Annotated in this window: 16 protein-coding genes; 2 read left to right on the forward strand and 14 right to left on the reverse strand. The window is 37.9% G+C overall.

What is annotated here, in order from left to right:
* Positions 1 to 418: 418 nt before the first annotated feature.
* The 7 genes from QOS06_RS09630 to ykzS all read right to left on the reverse strand — a co-directional run bounded on the left by QOS06_RS09630 (position 419) and on the right by ykzS (position 6,522).
* On the reverse strand, positions 419 to 667 hold the full coding sequence (locus tag QOS06_RS09630) for a YkuJ family protein (RefSeq protein WP_065533174.1): 249 nt from the start codon (positions 665 to 667) through the stop codon (positions 419 to 421).
* A 56-nt stretch (positions 668 to 723) separates the two neighbouring features.
* Positions 724 to 1,737, reverse strand: coding sequence for a lysylphosphatidylglycerol synthase transmembrane domain-containing protein (locus tag QOS06_RS09635; protein ID WP_003664337.1), 1,014 nt, complete (start codon positions 1,735 to 1,737; stop codon positions 724 to 726).
* Complete coding sequence (locus QOS06_RS09640) at positions 1,737 to 2,765, reverse strand: glycosyltransferase family 4 protein (protein WP_283595927.1); 1,029 nt, start codon at positions 2,763 to 2,765, stop codon at positions 1,737 to 1,739. Before QOS06_RS09640 ends, QOS06_RS09635 begins: the two co-directional genes overlap by 1 nt.
* A 2-nt stretch (positions 2,766 to 2,767) precedes the next feature.
* Complete coding sequence (locus tag QOS06_RS09645) at positions 2,768 to 3,985, reverse strand: glycosyltransferase family 4 protein (protein ID WP_283595928.1); 1,218 nt, start codon at positions 3,983 to 3,985, stop codon at positions 2,768 to 2,770.
* Positions 3,986 to 4,218: 233 nt separating this feature from the next.
* Positions 4,219 to 5,949 carry a phosphoenolpyruvate--protein phosphotransferase gene (gene ptsP, locus QOS06_RS09650; protein ID WP_283595929.1) on the reverse strand — a complete coding sequence of 577 codons (1,731 nt, stop codon included), beginning with the start codon at positions 5,947 to 5,949 and terminating at the stop codon, positions 4,219 to 4,221.
* Positions 5,949 to 6,215 (reverse strand): phosphocarrier protein HPr, encoded by a 267-nt coding sequence (locus QOS06_RS09655; protein WP_003664342.1) that lies wholly within the window; start codon positions 6,213 to 6,215, stop codon positions 5,949 to 5,951. Before QOS06_RS09655 ends, ptsP begins: the two co-directional genes overlap by 1 nt.
* Positions 6,216 to 6,336: 121 nt before the next feature.
* Positions 6,337 to 6,522, reverse strand: coding sequence for a protein YkzS (gene ykzS / locus QOS06_RS09660; RefSeq protein ID WP_003674706.1), 186 nt, complete (start codon positions 6,520 to 6,522; stop codon positions 6,337 to 6,339).
* A gap of 276 nt (positions 6,523 to 6,798) precedes the next feature.
* Between ykzS and QOS06_RS09665 the strand changes: the two genes are divergently transcribed.
* Positions 6,799 to 9,003: an ATP-dependent Clp protease ATP-binding subunit gene (locus QOS06_RS09665; protein ID WP_283595931.1), complete on the forward strand. Its 2,205-nt coding sequence runs from the start codon at positions 6,799 to 6,801 to the stop codon at positions 9,001 to 9,003.
* A 51-nt stretch (positions 9,004 to 9,054) separates the two neighbouring features.
* Here the strand turns inward: QOS06_RS09665 and QOS06_RS09670 are convergent, their stop codons facing one another.
* The gene (locus QOS06_RS09670; protein ID WP_283595932.1) at positions 9,055 to 9,663 is read right to left on the reverse strand and encodes an ECF transporter S component; all 609 of its coding nucleotides are present in this window, start codon (positions 9,661 to 9,663) and stop codon (positions 9,055 to 9,057) included.
* A gap of 149 nt (positions 9,664 to 9,812) precedes the next feature.
* Between QOS06_RS09670 and QOS06_RS09675 the strand changes: the two genes are divergently transcribed.
* Positions 9,813 to 10,538 (forward strand): MucBP domain-containing protein, encoded by a 726-nt coding sequence (locus tag QOS06_RS09675; protein WP_273780098.1) that lies wholly within the window; start codon positions 9,813 to 9,815, stop codon positions 10,536 to 10,538.
* Between the two features lie 131 nt (positions 10,539 to 10,669).
* On the opposite strand, the gene QOS06_RS09680 is transcribed toward QOS06_RS09675, so the two are convergent.
* The 6 genes from QOS06_RS09680 to QOS06_RS09705 all read right to left on the reverse strand — a co-directional run bounded on the left by QOS06_RS09680 (position 10,670) and on the right by QOS06_RS09705 (position 19,130).
* Entirely contained in the window at positions 10,670 to 11,356 is a 687-nt protein-coding gene (locus tag QOS06_RS09680) for a hypothetical protein (protein ID WP_283595933.1), read from the reverse strand.
* Positions 11,356 to 12,222, reverse strand: a complete 867-nt coding sequence (locus QOS06_RS09685; RefSeq protein ID WP_283595934.1) for an ATP-binding cassette domain-containing protein — start codon at positions 12,220 to 12,222, stop codon at positions 11,356 to 11,358. The genes QOS06_RS09680 and QOS06_RS09685 overlap by 1 nt, the downstream gene beginning before the upstream one ends.
* The gene (locus tag QOS06_RS09690) at positions 12,200 to 12,583 is read right to left on the reverse strand and encodes a GntR family transcriptional regulator (RefSeq protein WP_283595936.1); all 384 of its coding nucleotides are present in this window, start codon (positions 12,581 to 12,583) and stop codon (positions 12,200 to 12,202) included. Before QOS06_RS09690 ends, QOS06_RS09685 begins: the two co-directional genes overlap by 23 nt.
* A gap of 134 nt (positions 12,584 to 12,717) precedes the next feature.
* Positions 12,718 to 15,354 carry an SEC10/PgrA surface exclusion domain-containing protein gene (locus tag QOS06_RS09695; RefSeq protein WP_283595937.1) on the reverse strand — a complete coding sequence of 879 codons (2,637 nt, stop codon included), beginning with the start codon at positions 15,352 to 15,354 and terminating at the stop codon, positions 12,718 to 12,720.
* Positions 15,355 to 15,500: 146 nt separating this feature from the next.
* Positions 15,501 to 17,597, reverse strand: coding sequence for a KxYKxGKxW signal peptide domain-containing protein (locus QOS06_RS09700; protein WP_283595938.1), 2,097 nt, complete (start codon positions 17,595 to 17,597; stop codon positions 15,501 to 15,503).
* 24 nt (positions 17,598 to 17,621) lie between these two features.
* Positions 17,622 to 19,130 (reverse strand): KxYKxGKxW signal peptide domain-containing protein, encoded by a 1,509-nt coding sequence (locus QOS06_RS09705; RefSeq protein ID WP_191338871.1) that lies wholly within the window; start codon positions 19,128 to 19,130, stop codon positions 17,622 to 17,624.
* Between the last annotated feature and the right edge of the window lie 115 nt (positions 19,131 to 19,245).

Here is a 19,245-nt window from a genome sequence, read left to right on the forward strand (position 1 = left end):
CTCATATAAAATATATAAGAACTTGAATAGCTCTCAATTATCTTTGTTATTAAGCGAATTGACTTCGCAAATGTTTTACTTCAAATCACATCGTGATTGAAGACCCTACACATTTGATTCGTCGAAACTTTGTTCAGTTTTCAAAGGTCTACCCGTTGACTAATCAAGCAGCCAACCAACAATTTTATTATATCATATATCAGGCTAGCTTGTCAAGAAGAAATTTTAAATTATTTTTGATTTTCTTTTGATCGATAACTCAATCAGCAACTCTATTAATATATCATGTTGTCAAATCGATGTCAACAATTATTTTTAACTTTTTTGTCAAACCATCCCAACAGCGCTTAACTGTTTTGACAACGATAATTACTATACATGGGTTTTTATTCCCCGTCAACTGTTTTTTCTAAAAAAATTAAAAAGTATTCTCAAGGTCATATAAACAGTTAAAAACTTCAATAGCAACTAGGTCAATATCATCAAAGCGAAAACGTTCATAAGGGCGATATCGAACGAAGATAAACTCTTCCCTACTATGGATATAAGTTACATCACATAATGGAATACCAAATTTCTCAAATGTTCGTTTCTGTCGATCTCTTGAATCATCGTTTTGCATCGCAATCAAACGTTTAATAATCACTAATAATTCTGATTCTTTCACAATGATAATCCTCCTTCATACAAATAAAGGATCGTGCCTTCACACAATCCCTTTTTCTATCTTTTTACTTTATCAGGTTTTATAAATACAGCTACAATTCCGGCGAACATTCCGAAGTAATATGTGAGTAGTCGCCATAAGATCATTGCTAAAACCAATTTTGTATTTGAGTGAATAAAACTTGCAAAGAGAACGGAAAAACTATACTCGGCTCCCCCAGCCCCTCCTGGAATTGGAAAAAGTGAAATGATCATAAAAATTAACACGTGCAAGCTGAGCACCATCACAAAATTAATGTGGTCAATTCCAAGCGCAAGCATAATAAAGTATGGGATTGCATAGTAAAAGAATAATTGAAAAATAGTTACTAAGCAAACCTTAAGCAACTTCTTATAATCTTGCTTCATTCGAAGACTCTCTTGGTAAAAAGTATCCACTTTTTCATTTAAGACAACTTTCATGTGTTCATATCGGTTAGCCTTCATAAAAATGGCAGCTGGTTTGATAACGAGGTTCATTAGTTTCTTAGTAAAACTATACCAGTACATCACCATCAGTAATCCGACAATTACCGCTAAATGAATCAAAAAGCCAAATATTACTAATAATGAAAGAGCATGGAGTTTCTCCGCAATAAAATGAAAGCCAATTAACAAGCTGATTAAGAAGTTAACAACAATCATTGCCTGAAATACAACAAACTTCATTAAAAGAACTGAACTTGCTAATCCCCCATCAACACCTGATTGAATCATTGCAACTAATTGCGCTGGTTGTCCTCCTGTTGAGAATGGAGTAATTCCATTAAATAGTTGTTCGATTAATGGTAATCGTAATGCATCCTTCCAGGTAAAACCATCGTGACGATCATTCATAAAAATCTTTACGACAACCGCCTCCAAACCTAAATATAAACAAATACAGCCAAGTGCAACGAGCATCCATCCCCAATTAATGGCAGAAACATCCTGTAACAATAGGTGGATGTTTGAGTTACGTAATGAGTAGCCGAGGATTCCAACTCCAATAATTAGCATTATGCTTAATACTAACCAATTTCGCCTGCTCACTAAGCATCCCCCTTTCGCGCTTGCTCCTGATAAAACTTAGTCCAAACATCTGCTAAGTGTTCTTTTGAGTATTCCTTAGCAGCTCGCTGGGCCTGAGTTTGCCAATGTGCCAGTCGTGCAGGATCATTACGTAATAATGTCAACTTCATTTGCATCTCATTGACATCTTTAGCAGGCTCATAATCCCCTTCAATAATAGAATGATAAAGGTCAAGATCGCGTAACATTACTGGCGTCCCACAGCTAAAAGCTTCCAAGACAGACATTGGAAATAGTTCATTATATGAAGGTAAAAGAAATATGTCGGCAAGATTATTCAGTTCAGCAATTTTATCCCGTGAAACGATTCCCGTAAAATGTAAATTAGCTGGTGGATTATCTACCACCTTTTTTAATTCACTATAGCCATCTGTTAAACGGCCAAAAGAAAATCCGCCAGCCCAAAAAAACTCAACGTCCGGATTTTGGCGAGCAAGACGAATAAAGTCGGGAACCCCTTTTCGTTCTTGAACCTGGCCGCTTCCTAATACCACAAACTTATCGGCAGCAATCTCATATTTTTTTCGGAGAGCAGTTCGCTTAACAGCCGAATATGGATGGAAACGATCATTATCAACAAAGTTAGGAATATAGGTAATCTTTTTTTCAGGAATCCCATATGCTACTAACTGCTTGATAAAAGAGGGATTCACAACTACTAACTGATCCATTCGTTTATAAAAGGCAATAATGTAATGATAAAAAAGCCCGCGAAACGGTTGCGGGATTGTAAGACTTCCTTCTAACGTCTCGGGAAGAAAATGCACATAGCCAATCTTTCGACCCCGCTTTTTTGAAAAAGTTGACAGGTAAAAAAGGGGGTCGATTGTATGATAATGACTGATCTGACTCTTCCCATAACGGTTGATTTCAATTTCAAATTTATCACTGCACTGGTTGCGCAACAAGTTAATTAATTCAAGATAGGCACTTCCTACTCCTTGTCCCGCAACCTTATCTGCAGATGAAAACATTGTTATTTTAATCATCATTAGCTCCTTGGGCGGTGAAAAAGACGATGTGATTTTTCAGCTTGATTAAGTTCATCATGGACAGCCATATCTTTTTGACAATCCTGGTAGAACTGAACAACCTTTTCAACAAAGACCTCTGCTGAGATCTCATGCAGCTTTTGTTGTCGTCTCACCCTTGATTCTGAGTTTTTTGGTTGGTTAAGGTAAAATAGGACACCATTAACCAAGTCAGCCCGTTTTTGAAAACTAATGCCAATCGCTGGGTCATCAATCAATTGGTCAGTATATTCACTACGCATAACCACAATTGGCAAATCCGAGGCAAGGGCTTCATCATAAGTCAGTCCTTGTGATTCAGAATCGGAGGCTGAAACAAAAACATCTGCCATTTGGTAATAATGGTAAACTTCATCATTTGATATCTCACCAGCGAAACTAACATTGTCATTAAGCTGCATTTCACGAACTTGACGCTCCAGAGTATGTCTTGCGGGACCATCCCCAACAATCAGCAACTGTGCATCAGGCTTGTGAGCAAGAATATCTGGCATTGCTTCTATCAGTGAGTGGATATTCTTTTCATATGCTAAACGACTAAGCGAAAGTAAAACTGGGGTCTCTTCACTGTAGCCTAACTTTACCCTTAAATTAGCTATTTCTTCTGCTGAATCTCGTTTACTATATACCCGTAAATTAATCCCAGTCGGAATAACACGAATTGGTGATTCAACATGATAACTGGTTAAAGTATCCAAAACACGGTCACTTGGAGCAATAATCCCAGAAATATTTTTTAAATAAAGATGAGCAAGCCGGGCAACATCATTCGGCTTAAGAATATGGCCATTCGCAATATAGTGGAGATAATCCTGATACATCGTATGGTAAGTATGGAGACAAGGGATATGCAAATGCTTGGCAACCGTCTTCCCCATAACTCCAAGCGCAAATTCAGTTTGATTATGAACTATATCTAATTGGAACTTTTTAGCAAGCTTGATGGCTCGAAATACGCCACGCACCGCAATTCGACGATCAGAAAACGAAACAAAAGGAATGCTTGCAAAGCGGTATATCCCATTTTCAACATCATCATGTTTAGCCTTAGGATCAGTTGTCGTAAAAATATATACATGATGTCCCTGAGCAATCAATTCATCACGAAGCGTCTTAATCGAAGTCGCCACGCCACTCACCTGAGGGAAATATGTATCTGTAAAAATACCAATATTCAACCTAACTGCTCCTTTTTCATCATAAGTTTTCTAGATAATAATTAGTCATAACTGCTATTATACTAAAGCATTCACTGAACCGCAAAACGGATTTAAGATATTTTAAATCTTCCTCCTAATAGTAACAAGACTCGGGAAGCCTGATTAAGATTTCTTTACAAAATCTTTTAATAATGAGAATAAAAAATAACCCTCTTGACATGGTGAACAATCAAGAAAGTTAATTTCATTTATCAAAGTTTTACCTGCGGAACATACTTTTCCACTAATTCTTGGACCGCCGCGGCAGTTTCAGCATGAATCGCTCGATGAACTAATGGTTGTAATTTGCGCGTATTCAACTGGTTAATTAAAGAGCGAACACGTAAAATCTGACTACTGCTCATTGAAAATTCATCAAGCCCCATTGCCATTAATAGAGGAACCGCATAAGGATTATTAGCCATCTCTCCACACATTCCGACCCACTTGCCTTCAGCATGCGCAGCTTCAATCACTTGCCGCACCATCCGTAAAACTGCTGGGTGAAGTTCTTGATATAGGTATGCTACTTGCTGATTTCCGCGATCAACAGCAAATAGGTACTGAATAAGGTCATTACTGCCAATGCTGAAAAAATCAACATATTTTGCAAAATGTTCAGCCATAACTGCAACTGCTGGAATCTCTAGCATCATGCCAACTTCAATATTTTTAGCAACTTGAATACCTGCTTGCTCAAGCTTTTCTTTTTCATCGTCAAGAATTGCTCGTGCCGCTTGGAACTCTTCAATTGTTGCAATCATCGGAAACATAATGGCTAACCGTCCATAAACGGATGCACGAAGAAGGGCACGCAATTGAGGACGTAATATTTCTGGGCGTGCCAATCCAATCCTAATGGCACGAAAACCTAGGTAAGGATTGTCCTCATGAGGAAGAGCAACCATCCCCAGCTTTTTATCGCCACCAATATCAAGCGTTCGCGCGACTACCCGTTGTCCGTTCATCGCTGAAACAAATCTTTTGTAAGCATTAAATTGTTGCTCTTCTGTTGGCAATTCATCCTTACTCATATAGAGGAATTCCGTTCTTAAAAGGCCAATTCCCTCGGCACCATCCTCTTGAGCATCAATAACGTCAGCAAATGTTCCGACATTAGCTCCCACTTCAAATCGGCGCCCATCAGCACTCACAGTTTGCTTATCTTTTAACGCTCCCCACTTTTGCTGCTCCTGGATAAATTTACCGGCTAACAAACGGTAATGCTCAACCTCTTCCTTCGTTGGATTGACAATCACCTTGCCATGAATTCCATCAACAATCAGTAAGTCGCCATCATGAATGATCGTAGTAGCATCCTTGACACCAACGACAGCGGGCAAAGAAAGGGTTTTACTCATAATTGTAAAGTGAGAAGTGCGTCCACCATTAGTTGTAACAACCCCTGCAACATATCGTTTATCAAATTGAGCGGTATCAGTAGGCGTAATATTATTAGCAACAAAGATCGCGCGGTGGTCTAAAAGTCCTGGGTCTGGTAAAGGAACATTCAATAGGTGACTCAAAACTCGTTTGGTCACATCACGCAAGGCGGTTGCCCGCGCATATAAATACTCATTATCGTTTTTGCGCTCAAAAATACTTAAATAATAATCTTCAACGCGTTTAACAGCCCACTCGGCGGTATCATGATGGCTATTAATACGGTCAATAATCTTCTTTTGTAAAGTCGGATCGTCTAAAATCGCAATTTGGGTATCAATAATCGTCACTGCCCGTTGACCTAACAACTCATGGGCACGCTTAGATAAATGCTGAAGTTCGGCCTTGCTTAACGTAAAAGAATCATGAAGCCGGGCGACCTCATGATTCTCATCAGCTGTATGCTGTTTTTTTATAGATAGATCTGACTCTACTAACAGGTGTGCCGGAGCAATCGTAATACCACTACTAGCGGCAAGTCCGGTTAGTAGTATAGACATTAGTCAGTCAATCCTTCTTTCTTCATAGTTTCCGCAACGGTGTCCAAAGCTTCTTTTTCGTCGTCACCATTAGCAGTAATAGTAACCTTAGCGTTTTGACCAACACCAAGGGACATTACACCCATGATTGACTTCAAGTTTACACTCTTACCTTCGTATGAAAGAGTAATGTCAGATGAAAACTTTGAAGCAGCTTGTACCAAAATAGTAGCTGGACGAGCATGAATACCAGTTTCAGAAGTAATTGTAAATTCACGTTTTTCCATATTAATCAGTCTCCTTCGAGCAGATATAATTAATTTATTATCAGTAGCTTGACCACTGATACACCTCGATAATTACATTTTAGCAATTGTAAGCGTTAAATACAAGGCTACTTCTTGCGATTTATCGCTCTCTTAATTGATAAATAATTTTACCGCCTCGCTGCGCTTCGCCTTCAATTTGCGAACGATATGCATACGAGTGAAAAATCGGTTGAAATTGCTGAAAATTTTCGGGGGTAATTACAAAATGATCAATCTTTTTATTTCGTAAATCATCCAACAATTGTTCAAAATTTTCTTCTGCCATTCAATCACCTCAACATAAAATTCTATCTTCTTATTATACATGAAATTACGATTATACTTCTATTTTAGCATTCATGGCTAAAGAGTGCTAAAATCAAAGTGAGCTATTTTCGGTATTCCTAAGTAACTTAGCTATATAGGAAAGATCGCTCTTTATTTAAGAAAATATTTAAGTTTTATGGCTTGCTTTGCGATAAAAAGTAAGTATAATATTAATCAATGGTCAAGAAAGGTCAAAAAATTCTTGATGAAACTATTTAGGAGGTATTAAATTTAGATGCAATGTCAATACTGTCATCAAAATCCAGCCACGATTCATCTTCAAATGAATTTTAATGGACAACGGATTCAAATAGACCTCTGCCAAAATTGTTATCAAAAATTACAAAATCTACAAACAGATATGATGAATGGAGGTAACGGAATGAATAATTTCGGTTTTGGAAGCCTCGAAGACTTCATGAATGCAATGAACAATATGCAAAGTCAAGCTGCCGGCGCTAATGGTCAAAACATGAACGGCCAAGCTCAACGACAAGGTGGCGGCCGGAACGGAAAAGGAATCCTTGGTCAATATGGGATCAACCTTACTGATCTTGCTCGCCAAGGTAAAATTGACCCAGTCATCGGACGCGACAATGAAATTAAACGAGTAATTGAAATTTTAAACCGTCGAACCAAGAATAACCCAGTCTTGATTGGTGAAGCTGGGGTTGGTAAGACCGCGGTTGTCGAAGGCCTAGCTCAAGCAATCGTTAGCGGTCAAGTTCCTGAAAAGCTTGCTAACAAGGAAATTATCCGACTCGATGTTGTTTCCTTAGTTCAAGGTACTGGAATTCGGGGACAATTTGAAAAGCGGATGCAACAATTAATGGAGGAAGTTCATAAAAATAAGAACATCATCCTCTTTATTGACGAAATCCACGAAATCATGGGTGCGGGAAATGCTGAAGGCGGAATGGACGCTGGAAATGTTCTTAAGCCCGCCCTTGCCCGTGGTGACTTCCAATTAGTTGGTGCCACTACTCTTAATGAATATCGAAAGATCGAAAAAGATGCAGCTCTTGCACGACGGTTCCAACCAGTTGAAGTTGATGAACCATCCGTTGAAGAAACAATCCGCATCTTAAACGGAATCAAAAATCGTTATCAAGATTACCACCATGTTAAATACACAGATGACGCAATTGTAGCAGCTGCTAAACTTTCTGACCGCTACATTCAAGATCGTTACTTACCTGACAAAGCTATCGACTTACTTGATGAAGCGGGATCAAAGAAGAACTTAACGCTTAAAAATGTGGATCCAAACGCAATCGAAAATGAAATCCACACAGCTGAAGCACACAAGCAACAAGCAGCTGATAACCAAGATTATGAAAAAGCAGCTTTCTACCGCGATCAAGTCGCTAAACTTGAAAAGGCAAAGAAAGAAGCTGAAGAAAACCATACTGAAGATTCTGCAACTGTTACCGTTAAGGATATGCAGAGAATCGTTGAAGAACGGACAAATATTCCAGTTGGTGACCTGCAAAAGCAAGAAGAAAATCAACTTCGCGACCTTGATAAGAAGCTTGATGAACACGTTATTGGTCAAACCCAAGCAGTGGATAAGGTTGCCCGTGCCATTCGTCGTAACCGGATCGGTTTGAACAAGTCTGGTCGGCCAATTGGTAGTTTCCTCTTTGTTGGTCCTACGGGGGTTGGTAAGACTGAAACGGCTAAGCAACTTGCCCTCCAATTGTTTGGTTCTAAGGATGCCATGATTCGGTTTGATATGTCTGAATACATGGACAAGACCTCTACTTCTAAATTAATCGGGGCTGCTCCTGGTTATGTTGGTTACGAAGAAGCTGGTCAGTTGACTGAACAAGTACGGCGGCACCCTTATAGCTTGATCTTACTTGATGAAGTTGAAAAGGCGCACCCAGATGTTATGCACATGTTCTTACAAATTCTGGATGATGGTCGTTTAACTGATTCTCAAGGACGCACTGTTAGCTTCAAGGATACAATCATTATCATGACATCTAATGCCGGAACTGGTGATTCAGAAGCAAGTGTTGGTTTCGGTGCTGAGTCTAATGGTAGTACTCATTCCATCATTGACAAGTTGACAAACTACTTCAAGCCAGAATTCTTAAACCGGTTTGATGACATCGTTCAATTCAATGCTCTCTCCAAGGATGACTTGATGAAGATCGTTAACTTAATGATTGATGATGTTAATAACATGCTTGCTGATAAGAACTTGCACATCGAAGTCACTAACAACGTTGAAGAAAAATTAGTTGACATGGGCTTTGATCCAAAGATGGGTGCTCGTCCTCTTCGTCGGGTAATCCAAGAACAAATCGAAGACCGGATTGCTGATTACGTTCTTGATCACAGTGACGCTCATAATTTAGTTGCTAAACTTGATGATAATGGTGACATTGTTGTCGAAGAAACTGAAGAAGTACCAACAATTGCTAAAAAATAACTGAGTATAAAAAACGAGGCTGAATTTTTCAACCTCGTTTTTTTATTACACTCAATTTACTTCCAAACGACGGCGGACTTCCAATACCGGAAGAGCAACCATCGGGACAATAATAATTGCCAATATCAATTCTGCGAGCCCATTAGTCGCCATGACCGTTTCTAAAGCAATTAATAAATGATTAACATTTACCCCATAAGTTTGCGCAACTGCTGGAGTACGATAAAATAGATAAATAAAGCCTAATACCAAGCCAGTATTAGTAAGGGTTCCTACTATTGCAGCACTTACCGCGGCGATATATTTTGCTTTGACCAAACGACACATAAGAATAAAAGTATATCCTGCTAAGATCCCAATCATAATGCGCGGGACAACGGAAACAAGCGGGTTAACAAAAACTAAGGGAGCCAGCGGACTACTTGGTGCCACAAATGTCCGCACCCAAGTTAGGAGCCCCCAAATACCACCAATAATTGCGCCATCAACGGGACCCAACACAATTGCCGCAATAATGACTGTTACATGAAGGGTCGTAATACTAAGCGGCCCCAGCGGAATATTGCCAAAAAATGGAAAAAAATCTTGTAAGAGAATAATTGCGATAAAGATTGCTAATGTCGTATTGTGCCTAATTTGTTGGTGCCGTGTTTTTGCCATTTTTCTTCTCCTAAATAAATTTGAATAGGCTTATTGTAATAAAAAAATCACCTATTCGCAATTCTCAAGAGAAATATGGTCGTTCCTTATCGTGTCAGCTACTAAAAAGCGCTATAATAATAGAGAATTAAGGTTACGGAGTGTTAATAATGATTGACAAGTTTAAAACAGGAAATCCTATCTGGGTTTACTATAATGATATCGATTCAGGAGCAAACCTTACCGTCCCGCAATTATTACGCGGATTCATCGGTCAAGAATACCAAATTGAACAAAAGCAATTTCCTAATTACCGATATGTAAAAACTGAAGGTGAAACTAAGGGAACATTTGATATGCGGCAACGAATTGTACACCTTTTTTATCGGAAACAAAATTGGGGAGAGGTTCAATCGATTGAAATGTATCTCCACCTCGATGCCCCTACACAGGCATTTGACACAGCTGGTGGAATGCCAGTCGGTGCCCCCCTTCCTGCTGATATTACAGTTAAGTCTTTTCACCGGGTTGCAACTAAGAATGGTCAGTTTTGGTATGAAATCGGCGCTGATCAATGGATTAAATACGATCAAATGCACGTTGTTGACAATCCATTCAATCAGGATATCCGGAAAGAAAAATCAAAACTCATTAATAATTTAACGGTAATTCCCTTGAAGAATGTGCAGGCCAAAGTCGATTATCTCCATAATAAGTCAATCAATGTTTATGATGCGCCTTATGGAAATAAAGTGGCAGAGATTCCAAACGGCGAAACAATTACCCTAATTGGAAAATTAAACGATAATGATGAGATTACCTGGTACCAAGTGGGCCGCAAGAAATATATTACTAGCAACTACATTCAAATTGAATATCCGGAAGATGATGAATAAAAAAAGCGAGAGGTTGAGAAAAAGCAAAAGTTTTTTTCTCAACCTCTCCTATTTTTACAAACAATAGCAAAATAACATGGAACTAGCTTCGCATCACCACAAGGCTCAAGGCTAATTCTCACTTACTTTTATTAATCCCGCCGTAATTGAATTTTATTATTAAAGAAACGCGCTAAAGCATAAACAATAATTAAGTAAATAACTAAGCTTACCCAACCAGTAACGTTTGAGATTATGATTGATTTAAAGATACCACTAGCAGAAAGTGCAGGAATTAAGCCAACCAGTGAATAAGCTAACATCATCAATAAAACTAGGCACGCCATTGGAAGCCCAATTCCTACAATCCATTTCCAACGACGATTTAATAGGGCAAAACCATTACCAATTGCCATCATCGTTAAAGAAAAACCAAAGTACCATAAAAGACTATGCCAAGCAGAAACAAGATCAAACGGTGTATTCATTAAGCCCATCAGTTGGGCGATAAACCAAACTACTAATGTCATCAGGAAAAGAGATAAAATCCGCCCTTGCCATAGTGTTTTACGAGAAATACCGTTTTGAATTGCCCATTTAAAGTCAGTATAAGGAGTTACAAGGAAAATCGCCATTAAAAGCACGCTTAAGATTGATGAAGCAATACCTGGAAGGGCTTGGAGACTAACCAAGAAAGATTCAAGGTTGTGTGAAATAATTAATCCAAATAGGTAAGTTATCAATGCTATTCCCAGCCCCCAACCTAAGGCAATTTCTGTAGCGTGCCCCGCTTGTTGAAACATGGTTGAAATAACGAGGTTTCTCTTTTGATTTTTCATTAGTATTCTCCCCCATCCGTTAAGTAAATGAATAAATGCTGCAAATCATAATGACCAATCTTAACTTGATCAGGAATCACACGCTGTTCATCTAAGCGATCAAGTAAGTAGGCAGTCTTAATATTACCCATCATCTCCGTTTTAAGAATTTTTAAGCCTGCAGTATACTCATCAACCATTTTTTCCGGACCACTAATTGCATAAGCCTTGGCTAATAAACTTTCTGTATCTTCATTAATAATGATGTGGTATTGACCCATGATTAGAACATGTTCGACTAATTGTTGAATTTCTTCAATTAAGTGGGTTGATAAGACAAAAGTTCGTGGTCGTTCTTGATAAGTCTTAACTAATTCTTTATAGAAGCTATCACGGTGATTAGCATCTAAACCTAAAATCGGTTCATCTAATAAAACGTAATCGGCATTGACTGCTAAAGCAACGATCAGCTTGGAAGCTGTCCGTTGCCCAGTCGATAAGTTAGTAATTTTCATTCGGTCATTCAAGCCAAAAACCTTTAGGAGACGGTTTGCTAGATCATAGTCAAAATTATTATAAGCGGCATCGGCCAAGTCAAAGGTTTGACTTATCTTCATGTGACGCGGATAAAGATTAACTTCACTCATCAAAAAGATCTTGCTGAGGAGGTCATCATTGTTATTAACGTCTTCATTACCAATTTTTACTTCCCCGCTCGTTGGAAAAATCCGGTTGCTCATAATATTAAGAAGAGTCGTCTTCCCAGCCCCATTCCGGCCAAGGAGACCATAAATTTTAGCGGGTTCTAGGGTAAATGAAATATTATCCAATACTGTTTGGCGTCGGTACTTTTTGACAATATTTTTAACTATTAATTGATCCATCATTCTCACCTCGTTCGATTAAGTCTAATAAATGCTGCTTGGTAATCCCGAGCTTACCTGCTTCAACTAGCAAACTCTTTACATAGTCGTTATAAAAACTTTCTTTACGTTGTTCCATAATTTTTAGTTGTGCACCTTTTTTTACAAACATCCCTAGTCCACGTCGCTTTTCTAAGAGGTCTTTATTAACCAAAATATTCATCCCCTTAAGAACTGTCGCAGGATTGATATGCAATTGCTGAGAAAGCTGGGTCGTTGACGGTACCTGCGAACCTTCATCAAAGCCCCCAGAGAAAATCATCTCTTCAAGCTGGTCAGCAATTTGCTGATAGAGCGGCGTCGAATCATTAAAGTCGAAATTCATAAGTGCACCTCCTTTTCGTTTAACACTTAATTACTTATGTAACTAAGTGTATATGTAAGAGAGAGATTTGGCAAGAGGGTAAAAGAAAAACTTCCTGCTCGGCTGAGGAGGAAGTTTTTTGAAAGGATTTTTAATTAATAATTCTTAACTTCTTTAGTTTGGACCAACAGTCCTTTTTCATTAAAGTAATAGTCATAATTCCCTAAAATATGGTTTCCAACAAGGGCAGCCCCATCTTCTCCAAAGTAATAATTATCGCCTGTGCCTTTTGTACGATACCATTGATTAGTATAACGAGCACCATCACTTCCAAAGTAATACGTATGACCCCAGTTGTGATAGAACTTATTATCCCAACGAGCACCATCGCTACCGAAATAATATGTGCGACCCCAGTTATTATAGAACTGATTAACAAATAATTGACCATTATTATCGAAATAGTAAACTTTACCATCATAATCAGTTATGAATTGGTTTTTTAGGTTATCTATAACACCATCTTGATTGAAATGGTAATTTACTCCATTAATTTGGCGAGTTTGATTAGTCACTAAGGCACCATCACCACCAAAATAATATGCACGGCCCCACTTTACCATGAATGTATTATCCCAGCGGGCACCATCATTTCCGAAGTAATACGTGCGACCCCAGTTATTATAGAATTTATTATCCCAACGAGCGCCATCACTTCCAAAGTAATACGTGCGACCCCAGTTATTATAGAATTTGTTATCCCAACGAGCGCCATCACTTCCAAAGTAATACGTGCGACCCCAGTTGTTGTAGAACTTATTATCCCAACGAGCACCATCACTTCCAAAGTAATACGTGCGGCCCCAGTTGTTGTAGAACTTATTATCCCAACGAATGCCATCTGTTCCTAGATAATACATTTTACCATTTAATTCTAAGAAACCAGTTTGCTTTTCACCGTTTACATAATAAAAAGTTTTACCATTTTCTGTTTTCCAGCCGTTAAGTAGCTTATTTTTTAATTCCTGTAAATGCTTTTGAGCATTAGTTAACTTATTCTCGGCTGCTTGTTTACTCTTCAATGCGTTTTCCTGAACCTGTTGAGCTTCTTTCAACGCATTTTGACTCTTTGAAAGTAGGGCTTGTTTAGCACTTAAGGTGTCCTTCAATAAACTTTGGTTTTTTTGAGCATCTTTAAGTTTTGATTCTAATTCTTTAATAGCATGACCATCAGCAATATTTTGATTGTTAGTCAGTTCTTGTTTTGCTAAAGTTAGTTCTTTATTAGCAGTGTCAACTAATGCTTGTTTTGACTTAATATTTTTATCTGCTTCCTCTAATGCATTTTTTGCTTCTGACTGATTCTTCTTAGCGTCTGTTAATTTTGCATTTGCAACATTTGTAGCTTTGCTTACCTCCGTTAATATTGATAAATAACTAGCCTTTGTTGATTCGTTAGCAGAAATTTCTCCTTTTAATGATGAGGTATCATTTGATGGAATCGAGTATTCTGTCTGGTTAAATTTACTATAGCTATTAATATCATTATCATTAATCATTGCAAGAGCAATAGTTTGATCCATTCCAGTAACACCAAGATATGTATAATCTCCTAAGAGAGTTTGCGCACCTTGTGGATTTGTAAGAGCATTTAAGATCATATTGTAAGTATCACGTTTAAGATCATTAAATGTTACATCACTAAATTCATAAGATGTAACAGACCGAGTGTAATTACCAATTGTTACAGAGGTAGTACTAGTATTCACAATATCTCTATTTAAATCTCCAGTAATCTTAAGGTATTCTTGAAAATTAAATAATCCATTATTGGAAGCTGCTTTGCTTACTGATCCGCTAATATTGTAATGATCATAATACTCATGCTTAATATAGTTATTAGCAATTTCTGAACTAAAATCAACTGATCCCTTTGTTACTTTTAACGGTTGTAAATTATTAGCTTTTCTAATCGGATTAATCAAACTTGCTGCAAAAGTTGCTAAGGAAATCCAATCGCCTTGACTTAAATTGTTTAAATCATGGTAGTCTTTTAGCCGATCAAAAGAAGAATTATGAAACTTATTTTTATTAAGTGCCTCTACCTCTTCATTTGTGATAGTCGAATTTTTATATAAGTTTTCTAAGTAATTCTCCGGTATTTCAATTCGATTAGTATTATTAATTTGGTCATTCAAATTGTCGATCTTACCTTGTACATCATCGACCTTTTTCTGAATTTCGTCTTGCTTGTTCTTTTGTTGATTAACATCATTTTGAGCTCGTGAAACACTAGTATTAGCACTATCAACATCGGCCTGACGTTTTGAATATTCTTGCTTAGCCGTTTCCAATTCATTATTAGCTGATTTTACTGCATCATTTTTGTTAGCAATATTCTCTTTATCATTATCTAATTTACCTTTAGCAGTATTTTGAGCTGTTTTCGCCTCATCCAACTTATTTTGTACATCAACTACAACTGAATTACTTTTATTGACATCATTTTGTGCCTCTGTTACTTCATTTTGTGCTTTATCAACTACTTGCTGGCTTGCTTTTACTTTCTGGTCAGCATCATTAGCAATAGTTGTTGCATCGTTAACGTCTTTTTGTAAATTATCAATATTACTTTGTGCTTGGGTTATTTGTGTTGTAGTTTGATCACCTGCATCCGCTTTTGCATCATTACCTGAAACAGCTATAGTCCCTAATACTAAGGCAAGAGTAGTCAATCCCATTACACACCACTTCTTACCGGCTTTAAACATCTTAAAATGTGTTTTTTTCATGAATAAATCCCCTTAAACTATATTTATTGCAGTACGCTATAACAGTTTACCATACTCAACATTTTAAAAGATAGCGCTTTTTTAAAGATTATGAATTTTATATAATGCAAAAAAGCGACCTAGCATAATAACTAAGTCGCTATACTTTATCCATGATTTCTGATAACTGTTTGTGGATCCAACCATTCACCATGGCCTGTTGCTTGACTAGGATCATTCCAACTTGGAACAAAGGAATTCTTTAAATCGATGCCATAGTTTGGACTAGTATTAATTCCTAAGTGAAGATGATCAAGGTCACGATAACCAATTACTTGACCGGCATAAACGATATCGTTTGGTTTAACAGTGATCTTATCACGGTTACTAAATGCTTCCTGGTAAACATATAAGTATTTTCCGTCCCAAACAGTTGTAAACCACCATAGAACTTTACCATCATCATCTTTTACCGTATTTACATCTAATACTCGCCCACCATGAACTGCATGAACTTCTGAACCTGGATGGTCTTGAGTCCCAAAGTCTAGGCCATCATGGAAGCCATTCTTACGAATATTGCTGGTATAACCAAATTTCTGTCCCTGATAGTGCCAACCTTCACCAGACCGTGGAAATGGCCAACTCCAACCGTCATTTTGCGGAAGTGCACGAGCAATCCCATCAGTACCAAAATCATAACAATGGCCGTCAACCCATTGAATACCAGTATACATTTGACCATAAAGCTGATCATTGTAAACCCATAAGTCATCTGGGTCACGTTGAACATCATAACCGTCTGAGAAATAGTAGCGATTACCATTAATAGTTCGCCAACCAGTAGCTACTTTCTTAGTTGCAGGATCATCATAATAAACTTTTCCCCAGCTAGTAGCTACTCCATTTGCATCAAAGACATAGGTATTTCCATCGATACCTAAAAACTTAGATTCTGCTCGTGAGCCATCATTGGTAAAGTAAAATTTTTGGCCTTTACCATTGGTCATCCACTGATTATCCCAACGTGCACCGTCACTACCGAAATAATAGGTCCGACCCCAATTAGTATAGAATTGGTTGGTATAACGCGCACCATCGGCTCCAAAGTAGTAGGTGTGGCCCCAGTTATTATAGAATTGGTTCTTATACTGCTTACCATCTTTTCCAAAGTAGTAAAGCTTCCCGTTTTGGTTCAAGAAATAATCGCGTTGCATCCGTCCTTGATCATCAAAAAGATATGTTGCATCGCCAATGGTGGCAACTTGTGAAGTTGCCCGTACTCCATCGCCAAAAAAGTAGTAACTATTGCCCCAACGATTCATCCATTGATTATCCCAACGTGCACCGTCTTGCCCGAAGTAGTATACATTACCCCATGCATTCATAAACTTATCATCCCAACGCGCCCCGTCAGCTCCAAAATAATAAGTCCGACCCCAATTGGTATAGAATTGGTTGGTATAACGCGCACCATCAGCTCCAAAGTAGTAGGTGTGGCCCCAGTTATTATAGAATTGGTTCTTATACTGCTTACCATCTTTTCCAAAGTAGTAAAGCTTCCCGTTTTGGTTCAAGAAATAATCGCGTTGCATCCGTCCTTGATCATCAAAAAGATATGTTGCATCGCCAATGGTGGCAACTTGTGAAGTTGCCCGTACTCCATCGCCAAAAAAGTAGTAACTATTGCCCCAACGATTCATCCATTGATTATCCCAACGTGCACCGTCTTGCCCGAAGTAGTATACATTACCCCATGCATTCATAAACTTATCATCCCAACGCGCCCCGTCAGCTCCAAAATAATAAGTCCGACCCCAATTGGTATAGAATTGGTTGGTATAACGCGCACCATCAGCTCCAAAGTAGTAGGTGTGGCCCCAGTTATTATAGAATTGGTTCTTATATTCTTTACCATCATTGCCATAATAATAAACTTTATTATCGACTGTTTTAAAGCTATTTGGTTGCCCAGTTTCAGTAATGTTTTGTTCTGAAGTATCGGTACTTTGTGCAGCTGGAGTAACAGGAACTGCTCCCTTATTATCATTACCAATTGTGCTATTACTAGTACTTTCAGTATTGTCGATGACATTTTCATTACTAGTATTAGTAACTGATTGTTGAACTTCAACATTACTATTATCTAATGTAGAATCTGCTTGAACAGATCCTACGCCTAAAATCGTCCCCGCAAGAACAACTGCTACAGTACACCAAAGTTTACCACTTTTATATAACTTAAAATGTTTCTTTAATTCCAAGATTATTTTCTCCCTGATTGATAATTATTTAACTACAACTGCAAAACGTTTAATATTATATGAATTTTCAAAATTACTTGCTGAAACCCAGTATGATCCTCCAGCAGGATCTTCAACGTGATAATAACCTGGACGATAACCATCAAGAGTCATCACATGACTATTATTAACACCTACTCCCCAGAAATAATTACCATATTGAGGGGCAGCCCAATGCATCGTGACATAGACAACAACCGGGTTACCATTAAGTAATTGACTTTGTAAGTCGGTAGGAGAAGACCCTGAAATATTCTGAACATTACCGAACCGTGAACCCCATTTTGCTAAAGGTTCGGGATAAATTGATTGAAAGATTCCATAGGTTACTCGTTGATATCCGCCACCGAATCCTTCATTAGGATTACCATTTGGTGAAATTGGCATCGTTTTAATAAATGATCGAATGTTGTAGTTGTTGGCATATCCCTTATTATAAAGCGCTTCTAACAAGGCTGTCGCTTCACACGCCATATCACCAACTTGATATTGATTAATGTAAGGCGCATTTAATAAAGTACCATTAATTATTCCACTATTTGGATCAACGTAATAGTTCTGATGTCCAAGAATAAAATCCTGCTTTTGTAGGGCACCGTCATCACCAAAGTAATAGGTATGACCCCAGTTGTTGTAAAAGCGGTTATCCCAACGAGCGCCATCACTACCGAAATAATAAGTGCGACCCCAGTTGTTGTAAAAGCGATTATCCCAGCGAGCACCATCACTACCGAAATAATAAGTACGACCCCAGTTGTTGTAAAAGCGGTTATCCCAACGAGCGCCATCACTACCGAAATAATAAGTACGACCCCAGTTGTTGTAAAAGCGGTTATCCCAACGAGCGCCATCACTACCGAAATAATAAGTACGACCCCAATTATTATAGAAACCATTATCTAAGCGACTTCCATCTGCTTGAAAGTAATAGGTTCGGCCCCAGTTGTTATAAAACTGATCTTTATATTCTTTTCCATCAGCACCAAAATAATATGTCTTACCATTTCTTTGTTGAAAGTAATCTGTTTGCATTATTCCTTGTGCGTCAAATGAATACACATCATTATTAATTTGAGCTAATTGATTAGTATAACGGGCACCATCCGCTCCAAAGTAATAACTATGACCCCAATTTGTATACCATTGATTCTTAGAAAGGATCCCGTTATTGTCATAATAATATGTTTTATTGTTGATAGTATTGAATGTATTTGGTTTTCCAGTCTCAGATATCCCATCTACATTATTACTTTGAGATTGTGGTATTACTGGAACTTGAATTTTTTCTTTGTCACTAGTATTTTGATCCGTAAGAGTTTGATTACTATCTGAAGATATATTCTGCGTTATTTCAACATTATTTAAATTTTGATTTTCTGTTGTACTATCAGCTTTTGCGAAAGTAGGCGTTACCATTAATAGACCTAGAGCAATTGCAGCATAACACCATTTCTTTCCACTTTTGTATAGCTTAAAATGTTTTCTTATTTCCAAAATAATCCATCCCAACTGTTAACTTTAATTAAACATTAACGTCAATTGCTAGTTTGTAACATTCCAAATTTTGCTAGATTATTCGTCATGACAAGTGCCTCGATCTGTGCTTGCA

It is taken from the genome of Limosilactobacillus sp. DJ3M12 (assembly GCF_947381695.1).
Lineage (GTDB): Bacteria > Bacillota > Bacilli > Lactobacillales > Lactobacillaceae > Limosilactobacillus > Limosilactobacillus kinnaridis.

Bases quoted from the DNA above. Each gene is read 5' to 3' on its own strand.
- QOS06_RS09640 (WP_283595927.1), bottom strand. From the start codon at position 2,765: ATGATTAAAATAACAATGTTTTCATCTGCAGATAAGGTTGCGGGACAA.
- ptsP (WP_283595929.1), bottom strand. From the start codon at position 5,949: ATGTCTATACTACTAACCGGACTTGCCGCTAGTAGTGGTATTACGATT.
- QOS06_RS09655 (WP_003664342.1), bottom strand. From the start codon at position 6,215: ATGGAAAAACGTGAATTTACAATTACTTCTGAAACTGGTATTCATGCT.
- ykzS (WP_003674706.1), bottom strand. From the start codon at position 6,522: ATGGCAGAAGAAAATTTTGAACAATTGTTGGATGATTTACGAAATAAA.
- QOS06_RS09665 (WP_283595931.1), top strand. From the start codon at position 6,799: ATGCAATGTCAATACTGTCATCAAAATCCAGCCACGATTCATCTTCAA.
- QOS06_RS09670 (WP_283595932.1), bottom strand. From the start codon at position 9,663: ATGGCAAAAACACGGCACCAACAAATTAGGCACAATACGACATTAGCA.
- QOS06_RS09675 (WP_273780098.1), top strand. From the start codon at position 9,813: ATGATTGACAAGTTTAAAACAGGAAATCCTATCTGGGTTTACTATAAT.
- QOS06_RS09680 (WP_283595933.1), bottom strand. From the start codon at position 11,356: ATGAAAAATCAAAAGAGAAACCTCGTTATTTCAACCATGTTTCAACAA.
- QOS06_RS09685 (WP_283595934.1), bottom strand. From the start codon at position 12,222: ATGATGGATCAATTAATAGTTAAAAATATTGTCAAAAAGTACCGACGC.
- QOS06_RS09690 (WP_283595936.1), bottom strand. From the start codon at position 12,583: ATGAATTTCGACTTTAATGATTCGACGCCGCTCTATCAGCAAATTGCT.
- QOS06_RS09695 (WP_283595937.1), bottom strand. From the start codon at position 15,354: ATGAAAAAAACACATTTTAAGATGTTTAAAGCCGGTAAGAAGTGGTGT.